Raw genomic sequence first — 26,205 nt, 5'->3', positions numbered from 1 at the left:
CCTGCTCCGGTTCATCTCCCGCCGCTCTAGCTGACCAATTGACGGCATAGATCGACAAAACTATTCGCCCAGCCGGCGAAGAGCGCAAAAAGGATCAGCCACACCACCAGCATGAAATGCCAGTAGATGGCGCACAGCTCCACGCTCAGGAGCATCCTTGCCAACAAGGGCTCGCTGCGGGCGCGGATTGCGGTGCGTCCAAGCACACAGAGCCCGCCCACTATATGCAGGCCGTGCAGCCCGGTGATCATGTAAAAGAAGCTGTTCGATGGGTTATCCGCCAGCACATAGCCTGCGGAGGTGAGTTGCCACCACGCCAGAAACTGCCCGGCAACGAAGAGAACGGCCGTCGCAAAGGCTGCCGCGAGAGCCATATTCAGCCTGTCGCGGCGACCGGCGCCGGCTTCGGTTTTCGCCCATTGCAGCGCCAGACTACTAGCGGCAAGCGTCGCAGTATTGGCCCATAACAGCCCGGGAATGGGGATGCCCCACCAGTCCGCGCCGCCCATGCGGCCGAGATAGGCGCTGATGAGCAGCGTGAACAGCGCGCCCACGACACCCAGAAAAATGCCGAGCCCAAGTTTCGCTATTGTCGCCGACGATCCCTGCATCTGCGGTGCATCGCCTGCCACCCCCACTTCCAGCCATGGTTTTGAAGTGAGCCGCTGCCCCGCCATCCACCAGGCGATGATGCCGGCAATACCCGCCATGAAGATGAGAATGGCGATCATGACAGGGCCCTCTCCGACGGCCCGGCCGCAGCCGGCTGGTTTTGCGGCAGGAAGTCCTCATCCGCGCCGGGCACGCTGTAGTCATAAGGCCAGCGATAGACGACCGGCAGCTCCTTGCCCCAGTTTCCATGAACGGGCGGGGTCTGCGGCGTTTGCCATTCCAGTGTCGTCGCCCGCCACGGATTGCCGCCCGCCTGTTTGCCCCAGCGAAGGCTCCAGGCGAGATTGAACAGGAACAGCAGTTGTGCGGCGCCAACAACCAGTGCTGCAACGGAGATGAACATGTTCAGCGTGTGTGCCGAGGGCGGAATGAAAGCGGCCTCGCCCAGTTCGTAATAACGGCGCGGCACGCCCATCAGGCCGAGATAATGCATCGGGAAGAAGATGGCGTAAGCGCCGAGAAAGGTGATCCAGAAGTGGATATGCCCTATCGCCACGTTCAGCATGCGGCCCGTGACTTTGGGATACCAATGGTGGATCGCGCCGAAAATCACCATGATCGGCGCGACCCCCATCACCATATGGAAATGCGCGACGACGAACATCGTATCCGAAAGCGGAACGTCTACGACGACATTGCCGAGGAAAAGACCGGTCAATCCGCCATTGATGAATGTGACGATGAAGGCGAGCGCAAACAGCATCGGCAAGTTCAGATGGATATCGCCGCGCCAGAGCGTCAGCACCCAGTTATAGACCTTGATCGCCGTCGGCACGGCGATGATCAGCGTCGTGGTCGCGAAAAAGAAGCCGAAATTCGGGTTCATGCCGCTGACATACATATGATGCGCCCAGACGACGAAGCTCAGCGCCGCGATGATGACGATCGCCCAGACCATCATCCGGTAACCGAAGATGTTCTTGCGTGCATGGGTGCTGATGAGATCCGAGACGATGCCGAAGGCCGGAAGTGCCACGATATAGACTTCCGGATGGCCGAAGAACCAGAACAGATGCTGGAAGAGGATGGGACTGCCGCCCTCCTGTTTCAGCTGTTCGCCCATCTCGACGATGGCGGGCATGAAGAAGCTCGTGCCGAGCAGCCGGTCGAACAACATCATGACGGCGGCAACGAGAAGCGCCGGGAAGGCGAGCAGCGCCATGGCGGTTGCCGTGAATATGCCCCATATCGTCAGGGGCATGCGCATCAACGTCATGCCGCGCGTGCGCCCTTGTAGCACCGTGACGACGTAATTCAGCCCGCCCAGGGTAAAGCCGATGATGAACAGGATCAGCGAGGACAACATCAGGATGATGCCCCAGTCGCGCCCGCCCGGCGTTCCCGATAAAAGCGCCTGCGGCGGATAGAGCGTCCAGCCAGCGCCCGTCGGCCCGCCAGGCGCGAAGAAACCGGCGACCAGCACGAGGACCGCGAGCAGGTAGAGCCAGTAGCTCAGCATGTTCGCATAGGGAAACACCATGTCGCGCGCGCCGAGCATCAGCGGGATCAGATAATTGCCGAAACCGCCGAGAAACAGCGCGGTAAGCAGGTAAATCACCATGATCATGCCGTGCATGGTGATGAACTGATAATAATGTTCCGCGTCGATGAAAGAGAAATAACCGGGAAAGCCGAGTTGCAGGCGCATCAACCAGGATAGCACCAGCGCCACCATGCCGATTGCCGTCGCGGTCAGGAAATATTGAATGGCGATGATCTTGGCATCCTGGCTGAAGACATATTTCGTCCACCAGCTTTTCGGGTGATAAAGCTCGACATCCTCGACCTCAGCGGGCTGGATGACCTGCCCCGCGCCGGATCCAATCTCGACCATCTTCCGTCCTCCCTGTTTCCTCCGACGCGGCTTTTCCGTTCAACGACGCATGGCGCTCATCTGGCTGCCGACTTTTCCGCCAAAGCGAGCGATTTCGAGAAAGTCGGTTGCTGCTGTAGCCAGGCCTGATAGTCAGCCTCGGTATCGACGACGACGGTGCCGCGCATCTGCGGATGGCCGACGCCGCACAATTCCGCGCAGAGAACCTCGAAGGTTCCTGTCCGCGTCGGGGTGAACCAGTAGTAGGTGACCGAACCGGGGATCATGTCCATCTTGGCCCGGAACTCCGGCACGTAGAAATCATGCACCACGTCAACCGCGCGCAGCAGCATCTTCACCGGCCTGCCGGCGGGTAAATGCAACTCGCCGCCTTCAACGATGACATCGTCCATTCCGGCGGGGTCGTTTCTGTTCAAACCGAGCGGATTGTCCGGCGCAATGGCGCGCGTGTCGGCCCGTCCGAGCCGGCCGTCCGCGCCGGGCAGCCGGAAACTCCATTGCCATTGCTGACCGACGACTTCCACCTCGCTGGCGCCATCAGGCACGGTCACGAACTGGTTCCACACGAAGAGGCCCGGCAGGAGCATGGCAGCCACCCCGACCCCGGTTCCTCCAGCAAGCCACCCCTCCAGGCGCTTGTTTTCAGGCTGGTATGCCGCCCGGTTTCCCGTGCGATGCCTGAAACGGAACACGCAATAGGCGACGAACAACACGATGGCCGAAAAAACGAAACCGGTGATCCAGAAGGTGATGATGATCGTATTGTCGATATAGCTCCAGTTGGAGGCAATCGGCGTCCACCACCAAGGGCTCAGCAGGTGGAATACGATCGATCCCACCACCAGCAGAACGAGAACCACAACGACAGCCATCGTCTCCTCCCCTGACACGGCCGCGACTATTTCTACAATCCTATCGCGAAACGTATTAGCATTATCTCATGAACAGTTCGGGCGAGCAATTGCGGCAACAGCAGCAGTTCGCCCCTCATTCGGCCCTATCCTGCCGATCCACCCCGGCGAGAAACAGCTCTTCAGCTCGCATCATTTCGCTACTTGGAGTATTGCTTCAGATAGGCGATGAGATTGGTGATGTCGGTGTCGTCCTTCACCCCGACAAAGGCCATTTTTGTGCCCTTCACCTTCGCCTTGGGGTCGTGCAGATAATCGCGAAATGATGTCTCGTCCCATACCAGCCCGGCCTTGCCCGCATCCTGCATCGCCTGCGAATAGGCGAAATTCGGATGGGTGCCGGCGGCTCTGCCGAACAGGCCGTTCAGTGAAGGTCCGACCTTGTTCTGGTCGGTTTCGGCGACATGACAAATGCCGCATTTTTTGAAAACGGTGGCGCCGGCGGCAGGGTCCCCCTCCTGTGCGTGCGCATCAAGCGGAAGGGTCGTGGCGAAAAGCAGACAGATGGCAAGAAAACGATACGACATGGCATCCTCACGCGCTCCATCGCAATCCCGGCCGCAACGGCTCCCTTAGGAGAGCCGCAACAGCGGGAAGGATGATCGACAGCTAGATTTCCGTTATGGGTTCAAGGCATACGGTTTGGATAAACGGGGACGATCAATTTCCGATAGAGGTGCCAGGTTGCATGTCCGAGGATGGGCATGATGACTGCAAGGCCGACGAAAACCGGGATTGTGCCGACGACGAGCAGCGCCGCGACGATCAACCCCCAAAGCGCAACTGGAACCGGATTGGCGAGCGTGGCGCGTATGCTCGCATCCACCGCCGCGACTGCGCCGACATCCCGGTCAAGCATCAGCGGGAACGCCACCACCGTTGTCGCCAGCACAATGACCGCGAAAACGAAACCGGCAAGATTCCCCCAGATTATCAGGGAAAGTCCCTCCGGGGTGGTCAGCACGTCTGACAGAAAGGTTGAGAGTGAAGCCGGACCGGCCGCATCGAACGTCGTGGTGTAGAGGTGCTGCGCCACAATCAGCCAGAGGGCGAAAAGCACGAACAGCATGACGGCGACCGCGATAATCGACGGCAGGGCCGGAGAGTGTCGAACCTCCAGCGCATGACGCCAGGAGCTATCCAACCCCTGCTCACGTCGTCGGCTGATTTCATAAAGACCGATGGCGGCGATCGGACCGATCAGCGCAAAACCTGACATCAAGGGATAAATCAGCGGCAGCAGATTGGCGCCGGAACTCCACATGACCAGAAAAACACCCGCAATCGGATACATAAGACAGAGAAAGACATAATGGGACGGCTTCTCTTTGAAGTCATCAAGTCCCAACTTCAATGCATCGACAATATCCGCGAAACCAATCTTGCGGACTTCGGGGCGAGTAAATTCACCGGTCGCACCGGCCATGACATGGAATGCCGTCATAGCACTTCTCCTCCTGCGCCATGATCCGGCTGGCGGCGTGGAAACGCCTGGAGACTTTATCCGCGCGTCAAACCGCAACCGGCTAAATTGTAATTTATCAAATCCGGGCGCCTTTGTCGCCTGTTCTTTAAATTAGAGAAATTAGATGCTCGTCGTCAGCGCGACCGGGGGCAACGCCGGTCCTCCGAAGACAATCCCGCCGGGGGGCTCCTCGCACCGGCAAGCTGGCCAGCCATGGAGGAAAACACCTCCACCGGCAGAGGCTGATCCGCTTCTTCATTTTTTTTCTTGAAAGGCGCCTAGCTTGCGAGCGCGAGGACAGAATGCTGATCGGCCGTATCAAAGGCGTGAATGGGGCCCGTCCGAGCATAATTCAAAACGAATTCAGTCTTCGGCGCATCCTTCTCTTTCACCGAGATCATAGATGCGTCCGGTGAGCCAGGCGGGCCAGTCCCGTTCAAAGAAGGATTTCTTGCTTTCATCGAAGACGCGGTTGGGACGCGTCGATGTCGCCATATCCTCACCTTCGAGCCTGACGACGATCTGCTCGCTTCGATGGTCGTCTTTCTCCCTGCGAAAGCGGAATTGATGCAAGGGTCCCGCATTGACGTTCGGAACCAGTTCACCGTCAGCATCGCAGATCGCGCGTGCGCCTCGGCTGCCGCCGCCATCGCGAATGAAGTAATCCAACGCCGTGAGCACGGCCTCGGACGCAATCGCCATCTGTTGCCACTGAACGGCGCGAACCGCCTCGGCAGCCCGTCCGTAAGCAATCCCGTTCGAGCGGATCGTCGCATTGAGCGAACGCGCCCCGGCAAGCGCCTGCGAAACGCTTTCGGCATCGCATATCATCCCCGCCTTATCGCTCATGCGGGACTGGATTTCGGTGCGGATGTTCTTGGCGGACAGGCGACTATCCTCCTTCAGAATGGCGAGAAGGTCATTGATGCCCGCTAATGCCGCCGCCTCAATATTTGCCGATGACGGGGATTTCGCGCGGCGACTTGCGCCGATATGTTCGGCCGCGCGTGTGCCGAATACCTGCCCGGCATTCAGCGCCGCACCACCCGGACGTGTCACACCATGCGTACCTGCGGCCTCGCCGACAGAATAGCAGCCCGTCAGGTTGGTCCGCCCCCAGGTATCGACCATGATGCCGCCGTTCATGTGCTGGTTGTTCACCGCAAATTCCAGCGGCTCGCTGGCGATGTCGATCTTGTAGCGCCGGTAGAGTTCGATCGCGAGCGGGTTCATATGCTTCAACCGGTCGATCGGCCGTTCCTTCATCGCGCCGGCGTTTTCGATGTAGCTGCTGACGTCTGCGTCGAGACGGTCAAGGCTGAACGGAAGATCGCCGGGCACCGCCAGCGGATTGCGATTGAAGTCCATAAAGACCCGCCGCCCGGCCGCCGACTCGCGGAAGATCGCAAGGTCGACCAGACTTGAACCGAAATCGAGCATACGGGTCGAATGGAAGGGCCATTGATAGCCCTTTCGGAAAATGTTGGAGGCCATTTCCTGCGTATTGCGATAGTAGTCCGCCAGAAAATGATGCTCTTTGCCCCCGGCATCCAGCGAATAAATATGCGGGATGGCCTGAACATAGGTTCCCGACAGGTTCCAGGGAAATCCCTCCCGTCGGGTGCCTATACCGAACTGGCTTTCCGTGAGGTTGACGAGGTCTATCCCCGCCTCCAGCGCCAGCCCCAGAGAACCAAAACAGCCATTGGGATAAACGCTGTCGCGATAAAGCTCGCCCGGTCCGCCGGCTGCAAGCACAATCACCGGACACACGAAGAGAGCAATCCCGAACGGGTTGGTATCGCTGCGCTCATGGGGCTGCATGGCGAGGACGCCGACGACCCGTCTTTCGTCATTCAAACCTTCGGTCAGTATTTTGACGACGGTGGTATGATTGTGAAACGGGATATCCAGACGGATCGCTTCATCCGCAAGCACCTTGACCATCAGCCGCGATGTGCGGGGGCCGCAACTGGTCGCCCGGCCGACTTCGTCGTGGTCGGTCTGATATCGCAGCGTCCCGCCCAGCGGGTCCTGCGGCAGGGGCAGCCCGAGGAATTGCAGGGAGGCCATCATGCGCGCCGATCCCACCGCCTCGACATAGGCGGTATCCTCATCCATGGCGCCGCCGCTGCGGATGGCGCGCGCCATTGCCTTGAAGTTGTCGCCCTGATCGGCCGTGTTCGCGGTGTGGAGCGTTTGTTTGTCGGATCCGGAACAGGCGGATGTCCCACCCCACGCGCTCTGGCTGAGGATGACGACGTCATCGCCGCGCCGCTTCATTTCCACCGCAGTCCGCAGCCCGGCGGCACCGGAGCCGACCACGACGCAGCCGGCGCGATGAACCGGGACATCGATGCCACCGAGCACGATCATCTCCTTGGGACCGGGCGCTTTCGGCAAACGCGGCATGTTCACATCCGTGAGCGCGTCAAGAATATGCTGCGGGACGGTCGCGTCCATGAGCGTTGTACTCCTCGTAAATTGCCTTGCAGGCTTCGTCTCGGGTTCGCATCAAGACCGCCTGATCGCGGAATGACTATCGAACCTGCGCGCGCGCCCTTGGACGCGTTTCATTGCGTTCGTGCGAGAAAATCGCCGGTGCAAGGGGGGCAAGTCCTCTTATCAGGTCCGCGCCCTTCTCTCCGACCATGATCGTCGGCGCATTGGTGTTGCACGAGGGAACGCGCGGCATGACGGAGGAATCGCAGACGCGCAGTCCTTCAAGACCGTGTACCTTGAGATCAAGGCCGACGACTGATTCCGGCCCGTTGCCCATCTTGCAGGTGCCGACGGGATGGTGATCGGTCTTGGCATTCGCGCAGCCGTATTCGAAAAGCTCATCATCCGTCATGACCTTGGGGCCGGGCAGACGTTCCGCCATGATGTATGGCTTCAACGCCGCCTGCTGGAATATCTCGCGGGCGATCTTGAGACCTTCCAGTGACATCTTCCGGTCATGGGGATCGGACCAGTAATTGGGATCGATCAACGGCGCGGCGGCCGGATCGGAGGATGACAGCCGCACGGTTCCGCGCGATCTGGGATGAAGATAGGCGGAATTCAGCGTGACCCCGGCGTTTTTCAGCCGCTCCACGCCCGCCTCGATACCCGACCCCAATCCCAGATGGAACTGGATATCCGGCGAGCGCGCGTCCGGGTCCGCATACCAGAAACCGCCCGTTTCAAACAGCGAGGAGGCAACCGGGCCGGTGCGGAACAGAATATATTCAAGCCCCGCCCATATCGTCCGGTGAAGTTTGGCGACGCCGTCATAGGTATGGTCGCCGGTGCATTCGGCAATCACGAAAAGATCGAGATGATCCTGCAGGTTCGAACCGACGCCGGGCAGGTCATGCAGCACCTTCACGCCCACGGATTTCAGATGGTCCGCCGGGCCGATACCCGATTGCTGCAGGAGCTTGGGGGAGCCGATCGCGCCGGAAGAGACGAGGACTTCCCGTTCGGCGCGGATGATTTCCGAGCCGGATTTTCCGACAACCTCGACCCCTATGGCGCGTTTTCCTTCCAGAACGATGCGGGAGACGCGTGCGCCGAGTTTGATCGTCAGGTTCTTGCGATGCCGGATCGGGTTGAGATAGGCGAGTGATGCGGACGACCGGCGCCGGTTGCGCTGCGTGAGCTGATAGAAGCCGACGCCGGCCTGCTGCCGGCCGTTGAAATCGTGATTATAGGGCATGCCGAGTTCCTGGCCTGCTCGAATGTAAGCATCGCAGATGGGCAGGGCCGAAACCGGCATCGAGACGCCAAGCGGTCCGCCATAGGAATGATAGTCGTCGGCGAAACGCTGATTGTCTTCGGCGCGTTTATAATAGGGCAGGATGTCGCGATAGCTCCAGCCTTCACAGCCATCCTCGGAGACCCATGTGTCGTAATCGGCCGCATTGCCGCGCGTATAAAGCTGGGCATTGATCGATGAGCCGCCGCCCAGCACCTTGGCCTGGGTGTACCGCAACACCCTGCCCTTCATGTGCTTTTGCGGCACCGTCTCCCAACCCCAGCTCGCCACGCCTTTGGTCATTTTGGCAAAACCGGCCGGCATGTGGAAAAGCGGATTCCAGTCCCCTCCACCGGCTTCGAGCAGCAGGACGTTGACATCGGGGTCTTCGCTCAAACGGTTTGCAAGCACACATCCTGCGGGGCCGGCACCGGTGATAATATAGTCGAAACGCATCGAACTATCCTGTTACACTTGAGTAATCTGATGGCCGCCATCGGCATAAAGCGGCATCGCGGCCATGAAATGCGGGGTCGTCAGCCTCATGGGGCGAGGTCCTCCGTCGAGATATGATGGGCAACCCTCAGCGCCTGGCTCGCAATGGTGAGCGCCGGATTGACGGCTGCCGACGTCGGCAGAAAGCTGGCATCGACAACGAAAAGATTGCGGTGGTCATGGGAACGGCAGAAGGGGTCGAGCGGTGCAGCCGCCGGGTCGTTGCCCATGCGGATCGTGCCGCACTGATGCGACGGCGTGCGTTTATCGAAAGGTTTCGACAAGACGATCGGGAAACCGACCGATTTGAGGATGCCTTTGAGTTTCGCAACCAGCGCCAGATGAGCGTCCCAGTTGGTTCGCCGCCAGTGGAGAACGATGCGGTTTCCGTCAACCATTATCCGGCTGTCGGGATGAGGAATGTCTTCGCTCATGGCGTAGAAATCGATCGCGTGTCCGGTCAGTTGCCGGAGCAACCATTCCGGCACGCGGGGCATTGCCCCCTTCAAGATCGCCGGAGAAATCTTGCCGAGCAGTTGGACGTTGCCAAGAGGCGGCCCGCCCTCACCGTCGGACAGATAGAAGTCATTGAAGCCGAATGTCTTTTGATAGACGGCCGTGTTGCGGAAGCTTGGCGACACGGCAATTACAGCCGACGAATTGTGGTTCATGAAGTTTCGCCCGACCTGATCGGAGGAATTCGCAAGACCCTTCGGATATCGTTCATCCGCCGAGCGGAGCAGCAGCACGGCCGACTGCACGGCTCCCGCAGACAGGATCACCAGTTTTGCCGTAACCGAGCGGGCCTCGCCGTGCTTTTCATAATGGACGCGCTCGATGTTGCCGCTCTGTCCCGCCTCAAGTCTGGTTAACTTAGCGGAGGTTTCGATTTTGACGTTCGGATATTCGAGAGCTTTTAGGAGCGCCGCAGTCTCCGCATCCATCTTGCCATCGCGAGAATTTGGATGGGCATCCCACGGTGTCCGGCCTTTCGAGAGCCATTTTTCGATATCGATGGCAAGCGGCAGGGAGAAGGGATGCAGGCCTTTCGCCTTCAGGCGTGCCCGGACATCCGCCACCGGCGGCTCGTCCGCAACGGGGGAAAATGAATATGCTGCGGAATGTTCAGGTTCGGTCGGGTCCGCGCCCAGCTCGCCGCGAACCTGATACATCGCCTCCGCCTTGCTGTACCATGGCTCCAGCTCCTCGTAAGGAAACGGCCATGCGGGAGACACGCCTTCCCTGTGCCTGATCTCGCTGAAGTCCTCCTTGCGATAACGGGACAGCACCGCGCCGTAGAATTTCGAATTTCCGCCGACGTTGTAATAATTGCCGGGATTAAACGCAGCGCCATTGGCCTCGTACCAACTCTCCTTGGGGCGAAAATGGCCCTTCTGAAAGATGGCGCGCTGGTCGCGATTGATCGGGCTGTCGGCGATATAATCGCCGGCTTCAAGGATCAGGATGTCAGCGCCTGTCGCCGCAAGCCCGGCGGCAATCGTCGCGCCGCCGATACCGGAGCCGATAATGACAATGTCTGGACTGTTCATCATGCCGATCCACCAAATACTCAGGCAATACGCGCCTGGCTCGTCGGATCGAAGAACACGGCCTTGTCGAGATTGAAGGCAAGACGGGCGTTCTGGCCGGCGTGAATGCGGGCATCGGCGCGCAGGCGGGCAACGACCTCCTTGCCGCCGAGCTTGGTCACGGCGAATGTGTCCGATCCGGCCGGTTCCACGACCTCGATGTGGCATTCTCCCTCGGCAAGCGTTCTGGCGTTCCGGTCCGCCCCTTCCGGGTCTGTCAAAGCCTCGGGTCGAATGCCGAAAATGACCTGCCGGCCCGCATGGGACGCCAGCGCCTCCTTGCCGGCCGCGACGGGAAGACGCATCGGCTCGCCATCGGGTCTCGCAAGGGAAACGGATAGTCCGGACGCATCCTGCTCGATGGTGCCGGTTAAAAGGTTCATGGCGGGCGAGCCCATGAAATCGGCGACGAACATGTTTGCCGGATTGTTGTAAATCTCGGCGGGCGAGCCGAATTGTTGCAGAACGCCGTCCTTCAGTACCGCGATCTTCGTCGCCAGCGTCATCGCCTCGATCTGGTCGTGGGTCACATAGACGATCGTGGTCTTCATGCGCTGGTGAAGCCGCTTGATCTCGGTGCGCATATCGACGCGCAGCTTGGCGTCGAGGTTGGATAGCGGCTCATCGAAAAGAAAGACCTGCGGATTGCGCACCAGCGCACGCCCCATGGCGACGCGCTGCCGTTGACCGCCCGACAATTGGCTCGGCTTACGGTCGAGGAGATGGCCGATCTGGAGAATATCGGCGACCTGCCTGATCGCTTTTTCGCGCTCTTCCTTCGGAACCTTGCGGATCTCCATACCGAAAGCGATGTTCCCGGCAACGGTCATGTTGGGATAGAGCGCGTAGGACTGAAACACCATGGCGATATCGCGCTGCGACGGCGGCAGGCCGGCTACGTTGCGCCCGTTGATCGAGATCGTGCCTGATGTGATGGGTTCCAGCCCGGCAATCGTGTTGAGCAGGGTGGATTTGCCGCAGCCGGAAGGCCCGACAAGCACCAGAAAACCGCCCTCCTCGATGTCGATATTGATGTCCTTTAGAATTTCCAGCGCGCCATAGGACTTGCGCAGATGAGAGATTTCGAGAAACGACATGGTTTATCCTTTCACAGCGCCGGACATGAGACCCCGTACGAAATAGCGGCCGGAGACGATGTAAACGATGAGGGTTGGGAGGGCGGCGAGGATCGCGCCCGCGAAATGGACGTTGTATTCCTTGACCCCCGTGGACGAGGACACGAGATTGTTGAGCGCCACCGTCATCGGGGTCGAAGACGCACCCGAAAACGAGGCGCCGAACAGGAAGTCGTTCCAGATATTGGTGAACTGCCAGATGACCGAGACCACGATGATCGGTCCCGATGACGGCAGCAGGATGCGGCGGAAAATCTGGAAGAAACTCGCGCCGTCGATCTGGGCCGCCCGAACGAGTTCCGTCGGGAAGGCTTCATAGTAGTTGCGGAAATAAAGCGTGGTGAAGCCGAGGCCATAGATCACGTGCACCATGATCAGGCCCCAGATCGAACCGGCCAGACCCAGCGTGCCGAGGATGCGCGCCATGGGGATCAGTACGATCTGGAACGGGATGAAGCATGAAAGCAGCAGCAGACCGAAGAAGACGTTCGAACCGCGAAAGCTCCACTTGGTCAGAACGTAACCGTTCAGTGCGCCAACGATGGTGGAGATCGCTACAGCCGGAACGACCATCAGGATCGAATTGATGAAGAACGGCTTGAGACCTGTCGGCTGAACGCCGATCTGCGCCGTGGACCAGGCGGAGAGCCACGGCTCGACGGTCCACACCTGCGGCAGGTTCAACATGCCGCCCTGCCGGATTTCGTCCAGTGGTTTCAGCGAATTGACCACCATTACGTAGAGCGGCAGCATGTAGTAGATGGCAAAGAATATCAGCGCCAGATAGATCAGTCCGCGCGTCAGATGGCCATGGCTGATTGCATTTTGTTGGTTTGGAGCGCCGCTCATCAGCGTTTTCCTCCGCGAATTTCCGAATAGAGATAGGGCACGATGATCGAGAAGATCATGATGAGCATGATGATCGCCGAGGAGGCGCCAATGCCCATGGAATTGCGCGTGAATGTGTAGGAATACATGAATGTCGCCGGCAGCTCGGTCGCCTGCCCCGGCCCGCCGCCGGTCAACGCGACCACAAGGTCATAGGCTTTGATTGCGAGGTGAGCGAGAACGACGAATGCGGACAGGAAGACCGGGCGCATCAGGGGAATAATGATGCGGCGGTAGGTCATGACGGTCGAAGCGCCGTCGATCTGGGCCGCCTTGATGATTTCATTGTCGACACCGCGAAGGCCGGCCAGAAACATCGCCATGACAAAGCCCGAGGACTGCCAGACCGCTGCGATCACCACGCAGTAGATGGCGTAGTTGCGATCCTTGATCCACGCAAACTGGAAGCTTTCCCATCCCCACAGATGCATGGTGTTCTGCAGACCGATGCCGGGGTCGAGAAACCATTTCCACGCCGTGCCCGTGACGATGAAAGACAGCGCCATGGGATAAAGATAGATCGGCCGCAGGAAACCTTCGCCACGGATTTTCTGGTCCAGTAGGATCGCCAGAAACAGGCCGAGAACCGAGCAGATGATGATGTAAAGCGACGCGAAGATCGCAAGGTTGCTGATCGCCCGCCACCAGTGTGGAAGCGCCCAGAGCCGCTGGTAATTCAGAAGCCCGACGAAATTGTAGGAGGGCAGCATCTTACTGTCCGTCAACGACAGGAAGCCCGTATAGGCGATGAAGCCGTATACGAAAATGATAATGACGACGAAGCTTGGAGCCAGAACAAGCTTCGGTAACAGCTCCTGAAGTCGACTACGACCAGTCATCGCGCAGATATCCTTGATCCTTGAAACAGCGCCCGATGCTTGCCGTTTCCGTCAGTTGGGTAGCCGAAGACGACAGGCTGCCTGCAAGGCGCCCGGACCGGTTCGACTGCGATTTCATGCGAGCATTGGTGCGGTGGGGGGATGCCCCCACCGCATTTTTCCACGTTTACTTTGCGGCTGCGACGGCAGCCGGCAGTTCGACGATTGCTTCATCCGGCGTCAGTTCGCCGTTGAACTCACGGGTAACGACGTCATAGATCGCGTTCTTGACGGCGGCCGGGTTGGCGTGACCGTGGGCCATCGAGCCGAAGAGCTTGCCGCTCTTGTCAGCCTCGGCAAGGTCGGCAATCGCCTTCTTGCCGCAGGCGTCAAAGGCCTCATTCGACACGTCGGACCGGGCCGGAGCCGAACCCTTGACGACATTGAATGCCGACTGGAAGGTCGGGCTTTCGATTGCCGCCGCCATTTCCATCTGCGCTGGCACCTTGTCGGCAGCGACCTTGAACATGGCGAACTGGTCGGAGTTGAAGGTCACCGCACCCTGCGTTTCAGGATAACGGACGCAGACAAAGTCCGTGCCCGGCACCTTCTTCGCCTTGACGAATTCACCCTTCGCCCAGTCGCCCATGAACTGAACGCCGGCCTTGCCTTCGATGACCATGGCGGAAGCAAGGTTCCAGTCGCGACCGGAGAAGTTGTCATCCACGTAGGAGCGAAGCTTCGTCATGCGCTCGAAAGCGGTCTTCATCTTCTCGCCGCCAAGTGCTGCCGGGTCGAGGTCGATGAACGCCTGCTTGTAGAAATCCGTGCCGAGCGACAGCACGACCGCGTCGAAGATCGTTGCGTCCTGCCATGGCTGTCCACCGGCGGCGATAGGCGTGATGCCCTGCGCCTTGAAGTTGTCGAGCATGGCGATCAGTTCGTCCCAGTTCTTGGGCTCCTTGCCGCCGGCCTTGTCGAGCGCCGCCTTGTTGATCCACATCCAGTTGGTCGAATGCACATTCACGGGTGCGGCAATCCAGTGGCCGTCGTATTTCGAGAAGCGCTGCAGGGCTTTCGGAATGACCTTGTCCCAGCCATCCTTGGCCGCCAGTTCATCGAGATTGCCGAGAGCGCCTTCTTTCGCCCAGTCCTGAATGTCGAAACCCAGCATCTGGACTGCGGTCGGCGCGTTGCCGGCGGTAACGCGGGCGCGCAGCACCGTCATCGCTTCGGTGCCGCCGCCGCCGGCGACAGGCATATCGGTCCAGGAAATATTCTTCGCCTCTAGGTCCTTCTTGAGGACGTCGAGCGCGGCAGCCTCGCCGCCGGACGTCCACCAATGCAGGACTTCAACACTCTCCGCCGCCTGTGCGGCGCCGGCCATCATGGACACTGCCAATGCAGTGCCTGTCAGAAATTTGCGCATATGTTCCTCCCATTGTCGCAAATTAAAGCGAGGAATACCCCGCCCCGTCACCCGTCCTCCTCGGACGCAGTCAGTCTAACCGGCTAGAGCGGGATGGCGAAAAGTGTGTGCGGTTTTCGCCTGAAATCCCGCTCTAATTCTATGATCTACGCCGGTTTTTCAGTCCGCGGCATCCACCAGCTGGTTCGGCCGCCGATATGCATGTTCAGGGTCTTTGTTTCCGTATAGTCCTCGACCGCATGGCGGCCGAGTTCCCGGCCGAGGCCGGACTGCTTGTAACCTCCGAACGGCAACTCGCTCGCGCCATCCATGAAAGTGTTCATCCACACCGTACCGGCCCGCACGCGGCGTCCGATCGTCAGGCACGTATCGAAATCGCAGCTCCAGACGCCTGCGGACAGGCCGTAATCGACAGAGTTGGCAATCTCGATGGCTTCTGCGGTTGTCTCAAAGGTCAGAACCGAAAGGACCGGTCCGAAAACCTCTTCACGCGCAACCGCCATTCCAGGCGTGACGTCGGAAAGAATGGTAGGCGACATGAACTGCCCCATTCCCAAGTCCAGTTTTTCTCCCCCATGAGCGATCTGTGCGCCGCTGTTTTTCGCATCTGAAACGTAACCGGAGATTTTTTCAAGATGCTGAGGCGTAATGATCGCGCCGACCTGTGTCGTCGGATCCAGAGGATCGCCCACCTTGACATTTCTGGCAAGTTCGCCGACGCGTTTGACCACATCCGCCGCGATGCTTTTGTGAAGAATGAGACGTGAACCGGCATTGCAGCACTCGCCGGCATTAAAATAGGCCCCGAAGACAGCCGCGTCGATGAATGCATCGAGATCGGCGTCCGGAAATACGATCTGTGGGTTCTTGCCACCCAGTTCGAGCGAGACCTTCTTCAGCGTCTGCGCGGCATTGACCATGGTTAGCTTGCCGACGCCCGTGGAGCCGGTGAAAGAAACCATATCAACTGAGGGATGCGAGGTCATGATCGAACCCACCTCCGCCCCGGTTCCCGTCACGATGTTGACGACACCCTTCGGGACACCCGCTTCCTGCAGGATTTCACCGAGAACAAGCGTCGAGCCGGAACTGAGTTCCGAGGGCTTGACAACCGTGGTGCAGCCCGCCGCCAGCGCAAAAGGCAGTTTCTGACCGACGATCAGGAAAGGGAAATTCCACGGTGTGATGATCGATACGACCCCGATCGCTTCGCGCAGGACAACGCCGAGCGTGCCGTCACCGAGTGTGTTGTAGCTCTCGCCATGCAAATCTCTGGCGAGGGCGGCGGCATAACGCCAGATATCGACGGAACCGGCGATTTCACCGCGCACCTGCGTAATCGGCTTTCCGGCCTCGACGGCGTCCAGATAGGCAAGTTCTTCGGATCGCGCGGCGATGAGGTCCGCAGCCTTCAACAGAATAGCCGAGCGTTCGGACGCGGTCATGCGAGGCCATGGTCCGGTATCGAAAGCCGCGCGTGCCGCAGCTATCGCCCGTTCCGCATCGGCCTTGGTTCCTGATTGAAAACGACTGACGACGGAGCCATGGCCGGGTGCTATCCGCTCGATGGGATCGACATTGCCTTCGACCCAGTGGCCGTCAATGAGCATCTTGAAATCTCTGGCCGTCCGGTCACTCAGCATTTTCGGATTGATCAGAACCGTCATCACCATTCTCCGTTAAATATTGCCGGGCGCTTTGCGCCAAATGCCGCCACGCCTTCTTTCAGGTCGCCGGTCTTGGCAGCCAGGATGGAGCCCAATGCTTCAACCGCCGTGCCGTTGTCTTCACCGCTTGCCGAGGCGATCATCAGTTTGACGATCTCGGACGCGGCCGGGCCACGCGCGGCAACACGCGCCGCATAGTCCTTCGCAGCGATCAGAGCGTTGCCAGTTGTGGTGACGGCATCCACAATCCCAAGCGCCAGCGCCTCCTGCGCGCTGAACACCTCTCCCCCAAGCGCCATCCGGCGCACGGGCTGGGCGCCGAACCGCTTGACCAGCCGCTGCGTGCCCGACCAGCCGGGCACCATTCCGAGGCTGGTTTCCGGCAGACCGATCTTGATCTGCTCCTCGGCAATGCGAATGTCGGCGATACCCGCCAGTTCAAGGCCGCCACCAAGCGCATGGCCGTTCAGCGCGGCAATCAACGGCACCCGCAAGGTCGCAAGACGTTCGAAAACCCGGTGGCCGTGACGAACCCAGCCGTGGCCAAATTCCTGGGGCTGCATACCGCCCCATGCCTTGATGTCGCCGCCAGCCGAAAAGCCCTGCCCTTCGCCTGTCAAAATCGCCACACGGACCGCATTGTTTGCCTCCACCTCATCGGCGGACGCCATCAGCGCGCCGAGCATATCAAGATCGAGAGCATTGCGTTTTTCCGGCCGCGATACCGTCATGATCGCGATGTGGCCGTCGATCTCGACGCGAACCGTGCCATTAGCCATGGAAGGTTCCCTCCAGCACGCGGGCGCTTTTTGTCGGAAGCGCAAGGCCGATATTGGCTTCGGCAAAAAGCGAAGCGTCCATCACCTTGAGATCATCGGCAACAATGAGTTCGAACTCGGACTGATCCAGGATTTGCGTCTGCAAATCGATGCCCGGCGCGATCTCGCTCAACACCACGCCTTCCGGCGTCAGCCTCATGACACAACGCTCGGTGACATAGGTGATGTCCTGGCCCTGTTCGATCGCCCTGCGGCCCGAGAAGGTCACGTGCTCGACCTCATTGACGAGCTTCTTCAGCTTTCCTTCTTTTTCGACAACCAGCTTGCCGTCATTGATCGACAGCTTTGCCCCCGCATTGAACATGCCGGAAAAGACGATTTTCCTCGCCCGGGCCGTGATATCGACGAAGCCCCCAGCACCGGCGGTCACATGCGGACGGAAGGAAAGCTTCGAGACGTTGACGGAACCGTCTTTGCCTATTTCGAGAAATGACAACAACGATGCATCAAAGCCCGCGCCCTGAAAATAGGTGAACTGATAGGGCGACGGCATATAGGCGTCGGCGTTCGAGGCGCAGCCGAATGCGAAATCCAGCAGGGGAACGCCGCCGACCGCCCCCTGCTCGATTACCCAGGTCACCGAGCCATGCAGACCTTCTTCCAGCAGAATTCTCGGCACATTCGCGGAAATGCCGAAACCGAGATTGACGCAGCTGCCAGCCTCAAGCTCCTGAGCCACGCGACGGGCAATCACTTTCTGGATATTGAATTCCGGCACCTCGAATGAATCGAGCGGATGGAAGACCTCTCCCGAAATCGCCGGATCATAGGCCGTCTGTGTCGTCTGCTTTTGATCGGGATCGACCACGACGTAATCCACCAGCATGCCGGGCACCCGCACATCGTGCGGTTTGAGCGAGCCTTGCTTGGTGATGCGTTTCACTTGCGCAATAATGATGCCGCCATTGTTTCGGGCGGCCAGCGCCTGATCGAGGCCTCCGAGATAAGCGCCCTCATGTTCGTAGGAGAGATTGCCGCGCTCATCGGCAGTCGTCGCGCGAATGATCGTCACCTGCGGAATGATCGACGGAAAATAGAGCCAGTCCTCACCCTCGAAAGTGACGCGCTTGACGACCGGCTCGGCCGCTGCCGAAGCATTCATCGCGCAGCCCTGGCGGGCCGGATCGACAAAGGTATCGAGGCCGATCTTCGTAAGGACACCCGGACGCTTTGCCGCCGCCTCGCGATGCATGTCGAACATGATGCCGGATGGGATATTATAGGCCGGAATTTCATCGGCGGTGATCATCTGCCAGATCAGCGGCGGCTCGGCGCTGGATGGACCGGACGGATATGAACCGCCGATGATCCGCTTCAGCAGGCCCTTCTTAGCAATGTGATCGACGCCCTTGATACCGCTCATATCACCGGCGGCAATCGGATGAAGCGTCGTGATGTTCTTCGGATGTCCGGTTGCATCGAAGCGGTCACCGATCGCCTTCAACATCAGATCGGGGCAGCCCAGACCGCTGGACGACGAAACGGAAACGATCGCGCCGTCTGGAATAAGATCCGCTGCCTGCGCTGGAGTGATATGTTTTTTCATGACCGGCTCTCGATCCCTGTTTTGACCCGAACAGCGGATCCGCTTTTCGACGCTTCGACGACGGCAAGCCCGGTCGCCAGCGACCAGATGCCGTCTTCAGCAGTCGCGGAAGGTTTGCCGCCTGAAATGGCCGCGTGAAAGGCTTCAAGCGCGACCTCATAAAGATTGTCGGAGCCCGTTTTGATGTCTTCCTCGCCAGCCTCGGTGCGCAGCACGACAGTGCCGACCGACTTCTGGGTCATCACATTTCTGGCGATCAGGGAGCCTTCGGTGCCATGAACCTCAAAACCGGTCTCGGCATATCTGGTCGTGAAGCCATCGTGGAACTGCGCGATAACACCGTTTTCAAAACGGATGACACCCATGACAGCGTCTTCAAGTCCCTCCCGGCTCATGCCGCCGGCCTGAGAAAACGCGATGACCTCGACCGGATCGGCACCGAGCACAAAGCGGAGTGTGTCGACGTCGTGCACGGTAATGTCGAGGATGACACCGCCGCCCGCAGACGGTTTGTCCAGCCGCCAGCCCTGCAGATGCGGCGGCAGGTAAACCGCATGAAAGACGCGCGCACTCAGCGGCGTTCCGATCCTGCCGGCGGCGATTGCATCGCGCATCGCACGGTGAGTGGGCGCATTCCGGAGATGATGATTTGTCGCCAGAACGACGCTTGCCTCGCGGGCCGCGTTCGCCATCGCATGAGCCTCTTCAAGCGACAGGGCCAGAGGCTTTTCGCAGAGAATGTGTTTTCCCGCCCGGGCAGCGGCAAGCGCCTGCTCGCAATGCAGATCATTCGTCGTTGAAATATAAACCGCATCGATGGCCGGATCGGCAAGGAGCGACGCCAGATCGGACGCGACGTTCGGGATGCCGTTTGCCGCCGCATATTCCGCCCCGCGAACAGGGTTGGAACTCAAAACGGAAACAACCTCACCGCCGGTTTTTCTGATCGCGTCGATCACCCATTCGCGCGCGATCGTACTTGCGCCGATCAATCCCCAACGCACCGTCATGCCAATGTCCTCCCGACTTCATTTCGTTGCGCTCCGCAACTCTCCCGCACAACGAGCCGAACCGCCGTTGTCACGGCCTCCGCATCGGCTTTCTCCGAATTGATCTGTTTGAGAAGCAGTTGCGCCGCTCGCCTGCCAATCCCTTGGGGATCGACGGCGATGGTCGTCAGAGCCGGCACCGTCGTCTTGGCTTCGATGACATCGTCAAAGCCGACGACCGCGAAATCCCGCCCCGCCTCCATTTGCCGGGCGCGCAGCCCGTCGCAAACGCCAAAAGCCACGGCATCGTTGAAGCAGACGGCGGCCGTGACCGGATCGCTTGCTTCGAGCACGCGCCCGATCGCCTCGACACCGCCGGCACGCGAAGGCGCGCAGGGAACAACGGCCGTCTCCTGAAAAGGCAGACCGGCGACAGCCAAGGCGTCCCGAAAGCCGCTGACCCTCTCATGAAACACCGCCGTATCGGGAAAACCGCCCATGAATGCGATGCGGCCATGGCCGAGCGAGGCAAGATGGGCAACCGCCTGCGCCATGCCGGACTGATTGTCCGATGCGACGGACGATACTTTCGCACCGGGCAGGCTGCGGACAACGACCACGACGGGAATGCCGGCGGCAATCAGCGGCTTGAAGTCGAGCGGATCGGTCGCACGGGCTGGCGATACGATCAGCCCGGAGATGCCGTGCTCCCGCATCGAGGCAATCACCTCGCGCTGCCGGTCGATGCTTTCGCTGGTATTGGCAAGAAATTGGACATAGCCGGCCGATTGCACGACCGTATCAACGCCGACGGCTAGCTCCGCAAAGAAGCTGTTCGTCAGATCGTTGACGACGACACCGATGATTTTCGATTTCGCGCTGGTCTGGCGCAGGTTCGCGGCGCCGCGGTTATAGACATAACCAAGTTCGCGCATCGCCGCATTAACCTTGGCCCGCGTCCCCTCATTGACGAGCGGAGACCCCCGCAGCACCAGCGAGACGGTCGATTTCGACACGCCTGCGGCCTGCGCGATATCTATAACGGTCACCCGTCCGCCAGTCATTGAACCCTCCCATGCCGCTCATCAAGATCGAGGGATAATTAATTGGAACGTTCCAATTTTGTCAAGTGACATCACCATGACAAGAGCGAAAACTGTGGAAGGCGTCGCCTAGAATCTCCAATAACGCTTTAATTTCAATGATCTTATGATTGTTTTTCGGTTTTATGATTTTCAAAAAACTCTGTGAAGTTTTGGCTCAATCACTCTTGAAAAATGGAACGTTCCAAATTACGCTGTCATTCCTTCTCAGCAGGAGCGACGTGGATCGGGTTTGCAATGTCGGCGAATGCGAAGGTCGGCAGTACCGCCCAAGCCGGAACAGCGACGCTTGCCCTTCAGCCCTAATGGATCGTAGTTTACCGGCCAACGCCTACGATCGGTAAACGATCAACCCTTATTCCGGAGCAATGAATGACCACCGAAACGCCTTCGCTTGACGCTCTGCGGGCAGAGCTAGCAGCCCTTCAGCTCAACACCTTCAACTACGACTTCGCCTGGAAGCTGGGCAGCCTGATAAGACTGCGGGCAGCGGCACAGGCGCTTCCCGTCGCAATCGAGATAAGGCACGGCGCCGACGTGGTGTTCGCCAGCCTGCTGCCGGGTGCGACTATCGACAATTTTGGATGGACACGCCGCAAATGCGCGGTCGTTCATCGTTTTCACCGCAGTTCGCTTCAGGTCAGGCTCGAAGCCGAACTGAAGGGATACGACTTCAACGCAAAGTTCGGCCTGCCGGTCAGCGATTTCGTTGCCAGCGGCGGTGGATTCCCCCTTATTATCCGCGGCGGCACACTGATTGGCTCGGTGGGTGTCAGCGGACTGCCTGACGTTGAAGACCACAATCTTATTACACTCTGCCTGAAAGAAATGCTCACAGGCTGATTCGACACGAGTATTCGTCACACCGGAAGAAGCCCTCCTTCGATCCCCTATACCGACGCCGCCCTTTCATTCGTCAGGGAAGCGCTCGGCGTGAAGGCGACAAACAGGGGGGCGTCACCCGCCCCGCCAGCCCCGTGCATTGTCTATGGCGCGCGCAAAGCGGGCGTGGTCAGCTGCCCCGACCGATCCGTCAGGCGTGAATATCTCGGCATCGTTTCGCATGGCGGCAACATCGATACCGCACAGTTCCGCCAAGCCGAGCGCCGTCAGCTCGCGCATGGCAGTAACGCAGATGGTTCGGCCGCTGGCTGCGGCCAGAAAACGGGCGAAATAGCGACTGTTCGACAAGCCACCATCGATGGAGATCGTATCGCCTATGGGAGCAACAACCGATGCCGCCTCGATCAGCCGAGCCGTCAGCAGGGCAATGCCCTCCAGCACGGCGCGCACCATGTCACTTCGTCCGGTGGCGTGGTCCATGCCGATGAAAAGCGGCACGGCCTGCCTGTCCCAATAGGGCGCGGCAAGGCCGGAAAGGGCGGGCACGAATACAAGGCCGCGGCGAATGGCCGACGGTCCCTCGAAACCATCGAGCTCGGCACTATCCGCGTATAGGCCGATCTTTTTTGCCCATTCAAGTGCCGCGCCGGCATCGTAGACGCCGCCTTCGATGGCGAAGACGGTGCGCGCGCCCTGCATCTTCCAGCCGATGGTCGGCAGAAGCTCGCCCGCCAACGGACGCACGTTACCGGCAACGGCCAGCAGAAAGGCCCCGGTTCCGAAGGTTATCTTGCAATCGCCGGCCTTGCGGCAGCCATGCCCATAAAGCGCGGCCTGCTGATCGACAATGGAAACGCGGATGGGCGTTGCCTCAACCGCGCCAAAACCGCGATCGACAGGACCGATCAGGGGCAGGCAATCCATCGGCACGCCGTGAAGCGCGCAGAGTTCAGGGCTCCAGTCTCCGGTTGAAAGATCGAGCAGCCCCGTGCGCGACGCCGTCGCAAGGTCCGTGCGGTAAGCGCCCGTCAGCCGGTCCAGAAAGAACGCATCGGTGGTGCCCAGCCGCAAACGCCCTGCGGCCCTTGCCTGCGCCACTGCCGGATTGTGCCTGACCAGCCAGGCCAGTTTGCTGGCCGAAAAATAGGGATCGAGCGGCAGCCCGCAAATCTCTTTCGAACGATTTGTCGCCGAGGGCGGCAGGGCGGCCAGCGCTTCGGTGGTCCGGGCATCTTGCCAGACGATGACCGGCGACAACGCCTCACCGCTCACGGCATCCCACGCCAGACAACTCTCGCCCTGATTGGCGACGGCGATGGCCTCCACCGGTCCGGCGGCAGCCAGCACCGCGCGAATATTGCGCAGCAGTTCTTCCGGATCATGTTCCACATGGCCGGCGGCCGGGTAAAATTGCGCGTGACGCCGGCTGGCCACGACCTCCGCCGTGCCGCTATCGCTCACCACAAGGCACCGGGTCGATGTCGTCCCCTGATCGATCGCCGCAATGCGCATCAATTGGTCTCCCGAAAGTGAAAGGCAATCTGGCTCGCTTCAAACGCAGCGCCGGGAATGGGCACCAGCACACGGCGTTCAGGGCGCCACCGGCCGGTCTTGCTCCACACTTCCGTTCCGTCGAGACGAAGCGAAAGCCGGCCTTGAACGCGTCTGGTGAAACGAAGCTGAAAATCGCGAAATGCCGGTCTATCGAGTCCACCCGGCCGGAACATGGCTGGAACCGCCAGTTTGAGCGGATCGGCGAAGGCAACGGGAACCCCCGGCGCGTTGCAGGGTTCCCGGGCGAGATCGTCAGCCACCGACGCGCCAACGCGGCGGCCTTCGCGAAACGCCCAGCCGCCCGTTTCCACGGCTCGCAAGACATTCCCGCTGGCGAAGAAAATCGGATTGGCCATCCGTCCGTCCTGATCGATCAGCGGCCCGGCACTGCCTGCCGCAACATCCACGGGGGATGCATTGAGAAGCGCTGCCTCAGGTGTGAATCGCCCGGTGAGCAGAACACCGTCGCATTGAACGGTCAGGATGCGGCCATCCGCCAGACGGATATCGGCCTCCTCGACACGGTCACGCCCGCGAATATCCGTGAGTGTCGCACCACAATGAAAGGGCACCCCGACCAGTCGCGGAAACCAATGAAAAGGCGACCGCGCCAGCGGATGAGGCTCCGGCTCGATCATCGCGACCGGTCGGGCGCGATGGGTGAGGCAGGTCAGAAGTGCGGAAAAGGAAACCAGCTCCGAACCGATGATCAACGGCCGGCGAAAGGGCATGATACCGTGAAAGGCGACATAGGATTGCAGCGTGCCAGTAGTGACCACGCCCACCGGACGGTCGCCGGGCAGAAGCCGCACGGAGCGTGGTTTTTCCCGTGCGCCGGTCGCCAGCACGATGCGTCTAGCCTTCAGCGTCTCGACGCCACGCGCCGATGTCACCAGCAGCGCGCCATCCTGCCCGAGTTCCACCACGGAATGACCGGTGCGGATATCGATACCCGCCTCCTGTGCTTGCCGCTGCAGGTGTTGTGCATAGGCGGGGCCGAAATAGACCCGTCCGAATTCGCGCATGCCGAAGGGCGAATGCAGGCAATGCCGGGTCGCGCCGCCAAGGGCCGGCTCGCGGTCGAGGATCATCACACGGGCGATACCGCGCGCTTTCAGTTCCAGCGCCGCAGCCACGCCCGCCGGGCCGCCGCCAACCACGATTGCATCTGCATTCTCAGCGTTTGGATGCTCTCGTTGAAAGGACTCCACGGCGCTCATCGGTCGTCTCCCTCCCGAACGGCAAGCGGGGTTGCCAGACGGTCGCCCGTCATCGCTGCCAGCCGGGCGTTGCAATAAAAGCCCTGGCAGCGGCCCATGCCGGCCCGCGTGCGTCGCCGCAGCCCGCCGAAATCACCGGGCGGCACCGGGCTTAAAAATGTCGCCTCGATCTCGCGGCGGGTGACGAGTTCGCAATGACAGACGATTTCGCCGTGATCGGCGCGCTGCCAGTCCCGCTCACAGGTTTCGGTCAGGTTGGGCATCGTCACTTCGGGGACTGATGGCGGCGGGGCAAACCTCCTACCGAAACCCTCGTGGAGCGTCAAAGCATGCTGCGCCAGCCCGAGTGCTGCGCTGAGACCCGTGGAACGCACCCCGCCGAGCGTGATGGCGCGCCGCTCGGGCCGCGCGGAAATCCGGTAATGTTTCTTTTCGGAGGCCGGCCGCAGACCGGCATAAACGGCGGTTACAGAAACAGAGGCCAGCGCCGGAACGATCTCCGCGCCGCGCTCCAGCAACGCTTCCAGCGTCGCCGTTTCGACAGTCGCACGCTCGCGGTCGTCCTGCTCTTCCGCCGTCGGCCCGACGAGAACATTGCCGAAGGCGGTGGGGCACACCACGATGCCCTTGGTGATTTCGGTGGGAACAGGCAGAACGATGCGCGGCACATGCCGACGGGCAGCCTTGTCAAGCACGACGAACTGCCCCTTGCGGGGCTTGATGGTGAATTCGGGCGGAAGCCCCAGACGCGCATCGACGATATCGCCGAACAGACCGGCGGTATTGACGACGCTCGTGGCAAGGATAGCGCCCGCCATCGTCTCGATCCGCCACGCACGGTCGAACACACCGGACAGAACCTCCGCGTTTCGCACCAGCCGCGCGCCCAGCGCCACCGCCTGCGTGAGATAGCCAAGCGGGGCGGACCACGGATCAATGATATGTTCGCCCGGAACGTCGAGCGCGGCGACAAGGCGCTCGGACAGGCCCGGCATGGTTTCACGGGCCTGTCCGGCCGTGACGAGCTCAAGTCCGGCAATGCCGTTGCGCCGCCCCTGATCGGCGATTGCCTGCAGTTTTTCCGCCTCGTCCGGGTTCCAGGCGCAGACGAGCGCGCCGGTTTCAACGAGGCTAAGGCCCATCTGCCCATGAATGGAAAGATATTCCGCCCGGCCTGCCTTCACCAGTTCCAGTTCCAGACTGCCTTCCGGCGCATCGAAGCCGGTATGGAGGATGGCGCTGTTGGCCTTGGAGGCGCCGGAGAGGATATCGGGGCCTTTTTCGATGACCACCACCTTCGCACCGGCCAGCGCGAAACGGCGGGCGACCGCGCAACCGACCACACCGGCGCCAATGACGGCAACGTCGAATTCCGTGGAGGGGGTCTGAGCCATGGGCTTCCCTTTGCCTTCGTCCTTCAAAGCGAAATCAACAGGCGCGACGGATCGCACCGATGCAGCAGCGGCGT

General features: G+C 60.3%; 21 protein-coding genes. 1 reads left to right on the top strand and 20 read right to left on the bottom strand.

What is annotated here, in order from left to right; genetic code table 11:
* Window positions 1–26: 26 nt before the first annotated feature.
* The 17 genes from V6S97_RS24515 to V6S97_RS24435 form a co-directional block, all read right to left on the bottom strand.
* Entirely contained in the window at window positions 27–731 is a 705-nt protein-coding gene (locus tag V6S97_RS24515; protein WP_020813019.1) for a cytochrome c oxidase subunit 3, read from the bottom strand.
* Window positions 728–2,506: a cbb3-type cytochrome c oxidase subunit I gene (locus tag V6S97_RS24510; protein ID WP_334427833.1), complete on the bottom strand. Its 1,779-nt coding sequence runs from the start codon at window positions 2,504–2,506 to the stop codon at window positions 728–730. Before V6S97_RS24510 ends, V6S97_RS24515 begins: the two co-directional genes overlap by 4 nt.
* Window positions 2,507–2,562: 56 nt before the next feature.
* The gene (locus tag V6S97_RS24505; RefSeq protein WP_020813021.1) at window positions 2,563–3,378 is read right to left on the bottom strand and encodes a cytochrome c oxidase subunit II; all 816 of its coding nucleotides are present in this window, start codon (window positions 3,376–3,378) and stop codon (window positions 2,563–2,565) included.
* 179 nt (window positions 3,379–3,557) lie between these two features.
* Window positions 3,558–3,944: a c-type cytochrome gene (locus V6S97_RS24500; protein ID WP_020813022.1), complete on the bottom strand. Its 387-nt coding sequence runs from the start codon at window positions 3,942–3,944 to the stop codon at window positions 3,558–3,560.
* 101 nt (window positions 3,945–4,045) lie between these two features.
* The gene (locus V6S97_RS24495) at window positions 4,046–4,861 is read right to left on the bottom strand and encodes a DUF2189 domain-containing protein (RefSeq protein WP_020813023.1); all 816 of its coding nucleotides are present in this window, start codon (window positions 4,859–4,861) and stop codon (window positions 4,046–4,048) included.
* 384 nt (window positions 4,862–5,245) lie between these two features.
* Complete coding sequence (locus V6S97_RS24490) at window positions 5,246–7,345, bottom strand: FAD-dependent oxidoreductase (protein ID WP_020813024.1); 2,100 nt, start codon at window positions 7,343–7,345, stop codon at window positions 5,246–5,248.
* Window positions 7,346–7,421: 76 nt separating this feature from the next.
* Window positions 7,422–9,077, bottom strand: a complete 1,656-nt coding sequence (locus V6S97_RS24485) for a GMC family oxidoreductase (protein ID WP_020813025.1) — start codon at window positions 9,075–9,077, stop codon at window positions 7,422–7,424.
* A gap of 86 nt (window positions 9,078–9,163) precedes the next feature.
* Entirely contained in the window at window positions 9,164–10,669 is a 1,506-nt protein-coding gene (locus V6S97_RS24480) for a GMC oxidoreductase (protein WP_020813026.1), read from the bottom strand.
* A 17-nt stretch (window positions 10,670–10,686) separates the two neighbouring features.
* On the bottom strand, window positions 10,687–11,802 hold the full coding sequence (locus tag V6S97_RS24475) for an ABC transporter ATP-binding protein (protein ID WP_020813027.1): 1,116 nt from the start codon (window positions 11,800–11,802) through the stop codon (window positions 10,687–10,689).
* Window positions 11,803–11,805: 3 nt separating this feature from the next.
* Window positions 11,806–12,690: a carbohydrate ABC transporter permease gene (locus V6S97_RS24470; protein ID WP_003504336.1), complete on the bottom strand. Its 885-nt coding sequence runs from the start codon at window positions 12,688–12,690 to the stop codon at window positions 11,806–11,808.
* Window positions 12,690–13,568 (bottom strand): carbohydrate ABC transporter permease, encoded by an 879-nt coding sequence (locus tag V6S97_RS24465; protein WP_003504335.1) that lies wholly within the window; start codon window positions 13,566–13,568, stop codon window positions 12,690–12,692. Before V6S97_RS24465 ends, V6S97_RS24470 begins: the two co-directional genes overlap by 1 nt.
* Before the next feature lie 166 nt (window positions 13,569–13,734).
* Window positions 13,735–14,976 carry an ABC transporter substrate-binding protein gene (locus tag V6S97_RS24460; RefSeq protein WP_020813028.1) on the bottom strand — a complete coding sequence of 414 codons (1,242 nt, stop codon included), beginning with the start codon at window positions 14,974–14,976 and terminating at the stop codon, window positions 13,735–13,737.
* Window positions 14,977–15,122: 146 nt separating this feature from the next.
* Complete coding sequence (locus V6S97_RS24455; RefSeq protein ID WP_183230233.1) at window positions 15,123–16,643, bottom strand: aldehyde dehydrogenase family protein; 1,521 nt, start codon at window positions 16,641–16,643, stop codon at window positions 15,123–15,125.
* A complete protein-coding gene (locus V6S97_RS24450) occupies window positions 16,643–17,422 on the bottom strand; it encodes an enoyl-CoA hydratase/isomerase family protein (protein WP_020813030.1) in 780 nt (259 codons plus the stop codon). Before V6S97_RS24450 ends, V6S97_RS24455 begins: the two co-directional genes overlap by 1 nt.
* Window positions 17,415–19,028, bottom strand: a complete 1,614-nt coding sequence (locus tag V6S97_RS24445) for an acyl CoA:acetate/3-ketoacid CoA transferase (protein ID WP_020813031.1) — start codon at window positions 19,026–19,028, stop codon at window positions 17,415–17,417. Before V6S97_RS24445 ends, V6S97_RS24450 begins: the two co-directional genes overlap by 8 nt.
* Window positions 19,025–20,038 (bottom strand): Gfo/Idh/MocA family protein, encoded by a 1,014-nt coding sequence (locus tag V6S97_RS24440; protein ID WP_020813032.1) that lies wholly within the window; start codon window positions 20,036–20,038, stop codon window positions 19,025–19,027. Before V6S97_RS24440 ends, V6S97_RS24445 begins: the two co-directional genes overlap by 4 nt.
* Window positions 20,035–21,081 (bottom strand): LacI family DNA-binding transcriptional regulator, encoded by a 1,047-nt coding sequence (locus V6S97_RS24435; RefSeq protein WP_020813033.1) that lies wholly within the window; start codon window positions 21,079–21,081, stop codon window positions 20,035–20,037. The genes V6S97_RS24440 and V6S97_RS24435 overlap by 4 nt, the downstream gene beginning before the upstream one ends.
* Window positions 21,082–21,492: 411 nt before the next feature.
* Here V6S97_RS24435 and V6S97_RS24430 point away from each other — a divergent pair, with 411 nt between their 5' ends.
* The gene (locus tag V6S97_RS24430; protein WP_020813034.1) at window positions 21,493–21,963 is read left to right on the top strand and encodes a heme-degrading domain-containing protein; all 471 of its coding nucleotides are present in this window, start codon (window positions 21,493–21,495) and stop codon (window positions 21,961–21,963) included.
* Window positions 21,964–22,077: 114 nt separating this feature from the next.
* On the opposite strand, the gene V6S97_RS24425 is transcribed toward V6S97_RS24430, so the two are convergent.
* The 3 genes from V6S97_RS24425 to V6S97_RS24415 are packed head-to-tail and all read right to left on the bottom strand — an operon-like array spanning window position 22,078 to window position 26,131.
* The gene (locus V6S97_RS24425) at window positions 22,078–23,475 is read right to left on the bottom strand and encodes an FGGY family carbohydrate kinase (RefSeq protein WP_020813035.1); all 1,398 of its coding nucleotides are present in this window, start codon (window positions 23,473–23,475) and stop codon (window positions 22,078–22,080) included.
* Window positions 23,475–24,737, bottom strand: coding sequence for an NAD(P)/FAD-dependent oxidoreductase (locus V6S97_RS24420; protein ID WP_020813036.1), 1,263 nt, complete (start codon window positions 24,735–24,737; stop codon window positions 23,475–23,477). The genes V6S97_RS24425 and V6S97_RS24420 overlap by 1 nt, the downstream gene beginning before the upstream one ends.
* On the bottom strand, window positions 24,734–26,131 hold the full coding sequence (locus V6S97_RS24415) for an NAD(P)/FAD-dependent oxidoreductase (RefSeq protein ID WP_031234479.1): 1,398 nt from the start codon (window positions 26,129–26,131) through the stop codon (window positions 24,734–24,736). Before V6S97_RS24415 ends, V6S97_RS24420 begins: the two co-directional genes overlap by 4 nt.
* Window positions 26,132–26,205: the final 74 nt, after the last annotated feature.

Source organism: Agrobacterium sp. CCNWLW155 (genome assembly GCF_036888815.1).
Classification (GTDB): Bacteria; Pseudomonadota; Alphaproteobacteria; order Rhizobiales; family Rhizobiaceae; genus Agrobacterium; species Agrobacterium radiobacter.
This window is presented reverse-complemented; position numbering and strand designations above follow the sequence as displayed.

Coding starts and splice junctions, on each gene's coding strand:
- V6S97_RS24515 (WP_020813019.1), bottom strand. CDS start 731: ATGATCGCCATTCTCATCTTCATGGCGGGTATTGCCGGCATCATCGCC.
- V6S97_RS24510 (WP_334427833.1), bottom strand. CDS start 2,506: ATGGTCGAGATTGGATCCGGCGCGGGGCAGGTCATCCAGCCCGCTGAG.
- V6S97_RS24505 (WP_020813021.1), bottom strand. CDS start 3,378: ATGGCTGTCGTTGTGGTTCTCGTTCTGCTGGTGGTGGGATCGATCGTA.
- V6S97_RS24500 (WP_020813022.1), bottom strand. CDS start 3,944: ATGTCGTATCGTTTTCTTGCCATCTGTCTGCTTTTCGCCACGACCCTT.
- V6S97_RS24495 (WP_020813023.1), bottom strand. CDS start 4,861: ATGACGGCATTCCATGTCATGGCCGGTGCGACCGGTGAATTTACTCGC.
- V6S97_RS24490 (WP_020813024.1), bottom strand. CDS start 7,345: ATGGACGCGACCGTCCCGCAGCATATTCTTGACGCGCTCACGGATGTG.
- V6S97_RS24485 (WP_020813025.1), bottom strand. CDS start 9,077: ATGCGTTTCGACTATATTATCACCGGTGCCGGCCCCGCAGGATGTGTG.
- V6S97_RS24480 (WP_020813026.1), bottom strand. CDS start 10,669: ATGATGAACAGTCCAGACATTGTCATTATCGGCTCCGGTATCGGCGGC.
- V6S97_RS24475 (WP_020813027.1), bottom strand. CDS start 11,802: ATGTCGTTTCTCGAAATCTCTCATCTGCGCAAGTCCTATGGCGCGCTG.
- V6S97_RS24470 (WP_003504336.1), bottom strand. CDS start 12,690: ATGAGCGGCGCTCCAAACCAACAAAATGCAATCAGCCATGGCCATCTG.
- V6S97_RS24465 (WP_003504335.1), bottom strand. CDS start 13,568: ATGACTGGTCGTAGTCGACTTCAGGAGCTGTTACCGAAGCTTGTTCTG.
- V6S97_RS24460 (WP_020813028.1), bottom strand. CDS start 14,976: ATGCGCAAATTTCTGACAGGCACTGCATTGGCAGTGTCCATGATGGCC.
- V6S97_RS24455 (WP_183230233.1), bottom strand. CDS start 16,643: ATGACGGTTCTGATCAATCCGAAAATGCTGAGTGACCGGACGGCCAGA.
- V6S97_RS24450 (WP_020813030.1), bottom strand. CDS start 17,422: ATGGCTAATGGCACGGTTCGCGTCGAGATCGACGGCCACATCGCGATC.
- V6S97_RS24445 (WP_020813031.1), bottom strand. CDS start 19,028: ATGAAAAAACATATCACTCCAGCGCAGGCAGCGGATCTTATTCCAGAC.
- V6S97_RS24440 (WP_020813032.1), bottom strand. CDS start 20,038: ATGACGGTGCGTTGGGGATTGATCGGCGCAAGTACGATCGCGCGCGAA.
- V6S97_RS24435 (WP_020813033.1), bottom strand. CDS start 21,081: ATGACTGGCGGACGGGTGACCGTTATAGATATCGCGCAGGCCGCAGGC.
- V6S97_RS24430 (WP_020813034.1), top strand. CDS start 21,493: ATGACCACCGAAACGCCTTCGCTTGACGCTCTGCGGGCAGAGCTAGCA.
- V6S97_RS24425 (WP_020813035.1), bottom strand. CDS start 23,475: ATGCGCATTGCGGCGATCGATCAGGGGACGACATCGACCCGGTGCCTT.
- V6S97_RS24420 (WP_020813036.1), bottom strand. CDS start 24,737: ATGAGCGCCGTGGAGTCCTTTCAACGAGAGCATCCAAACGCTGAGAAT.
- V6S97_RS24415 (WP_031234479.1), bottom strand. CDS start 26,131: ATGGCTCAGACCCCCTCCACGGAATTCGACGTTGCCGTCATTGGCGCC.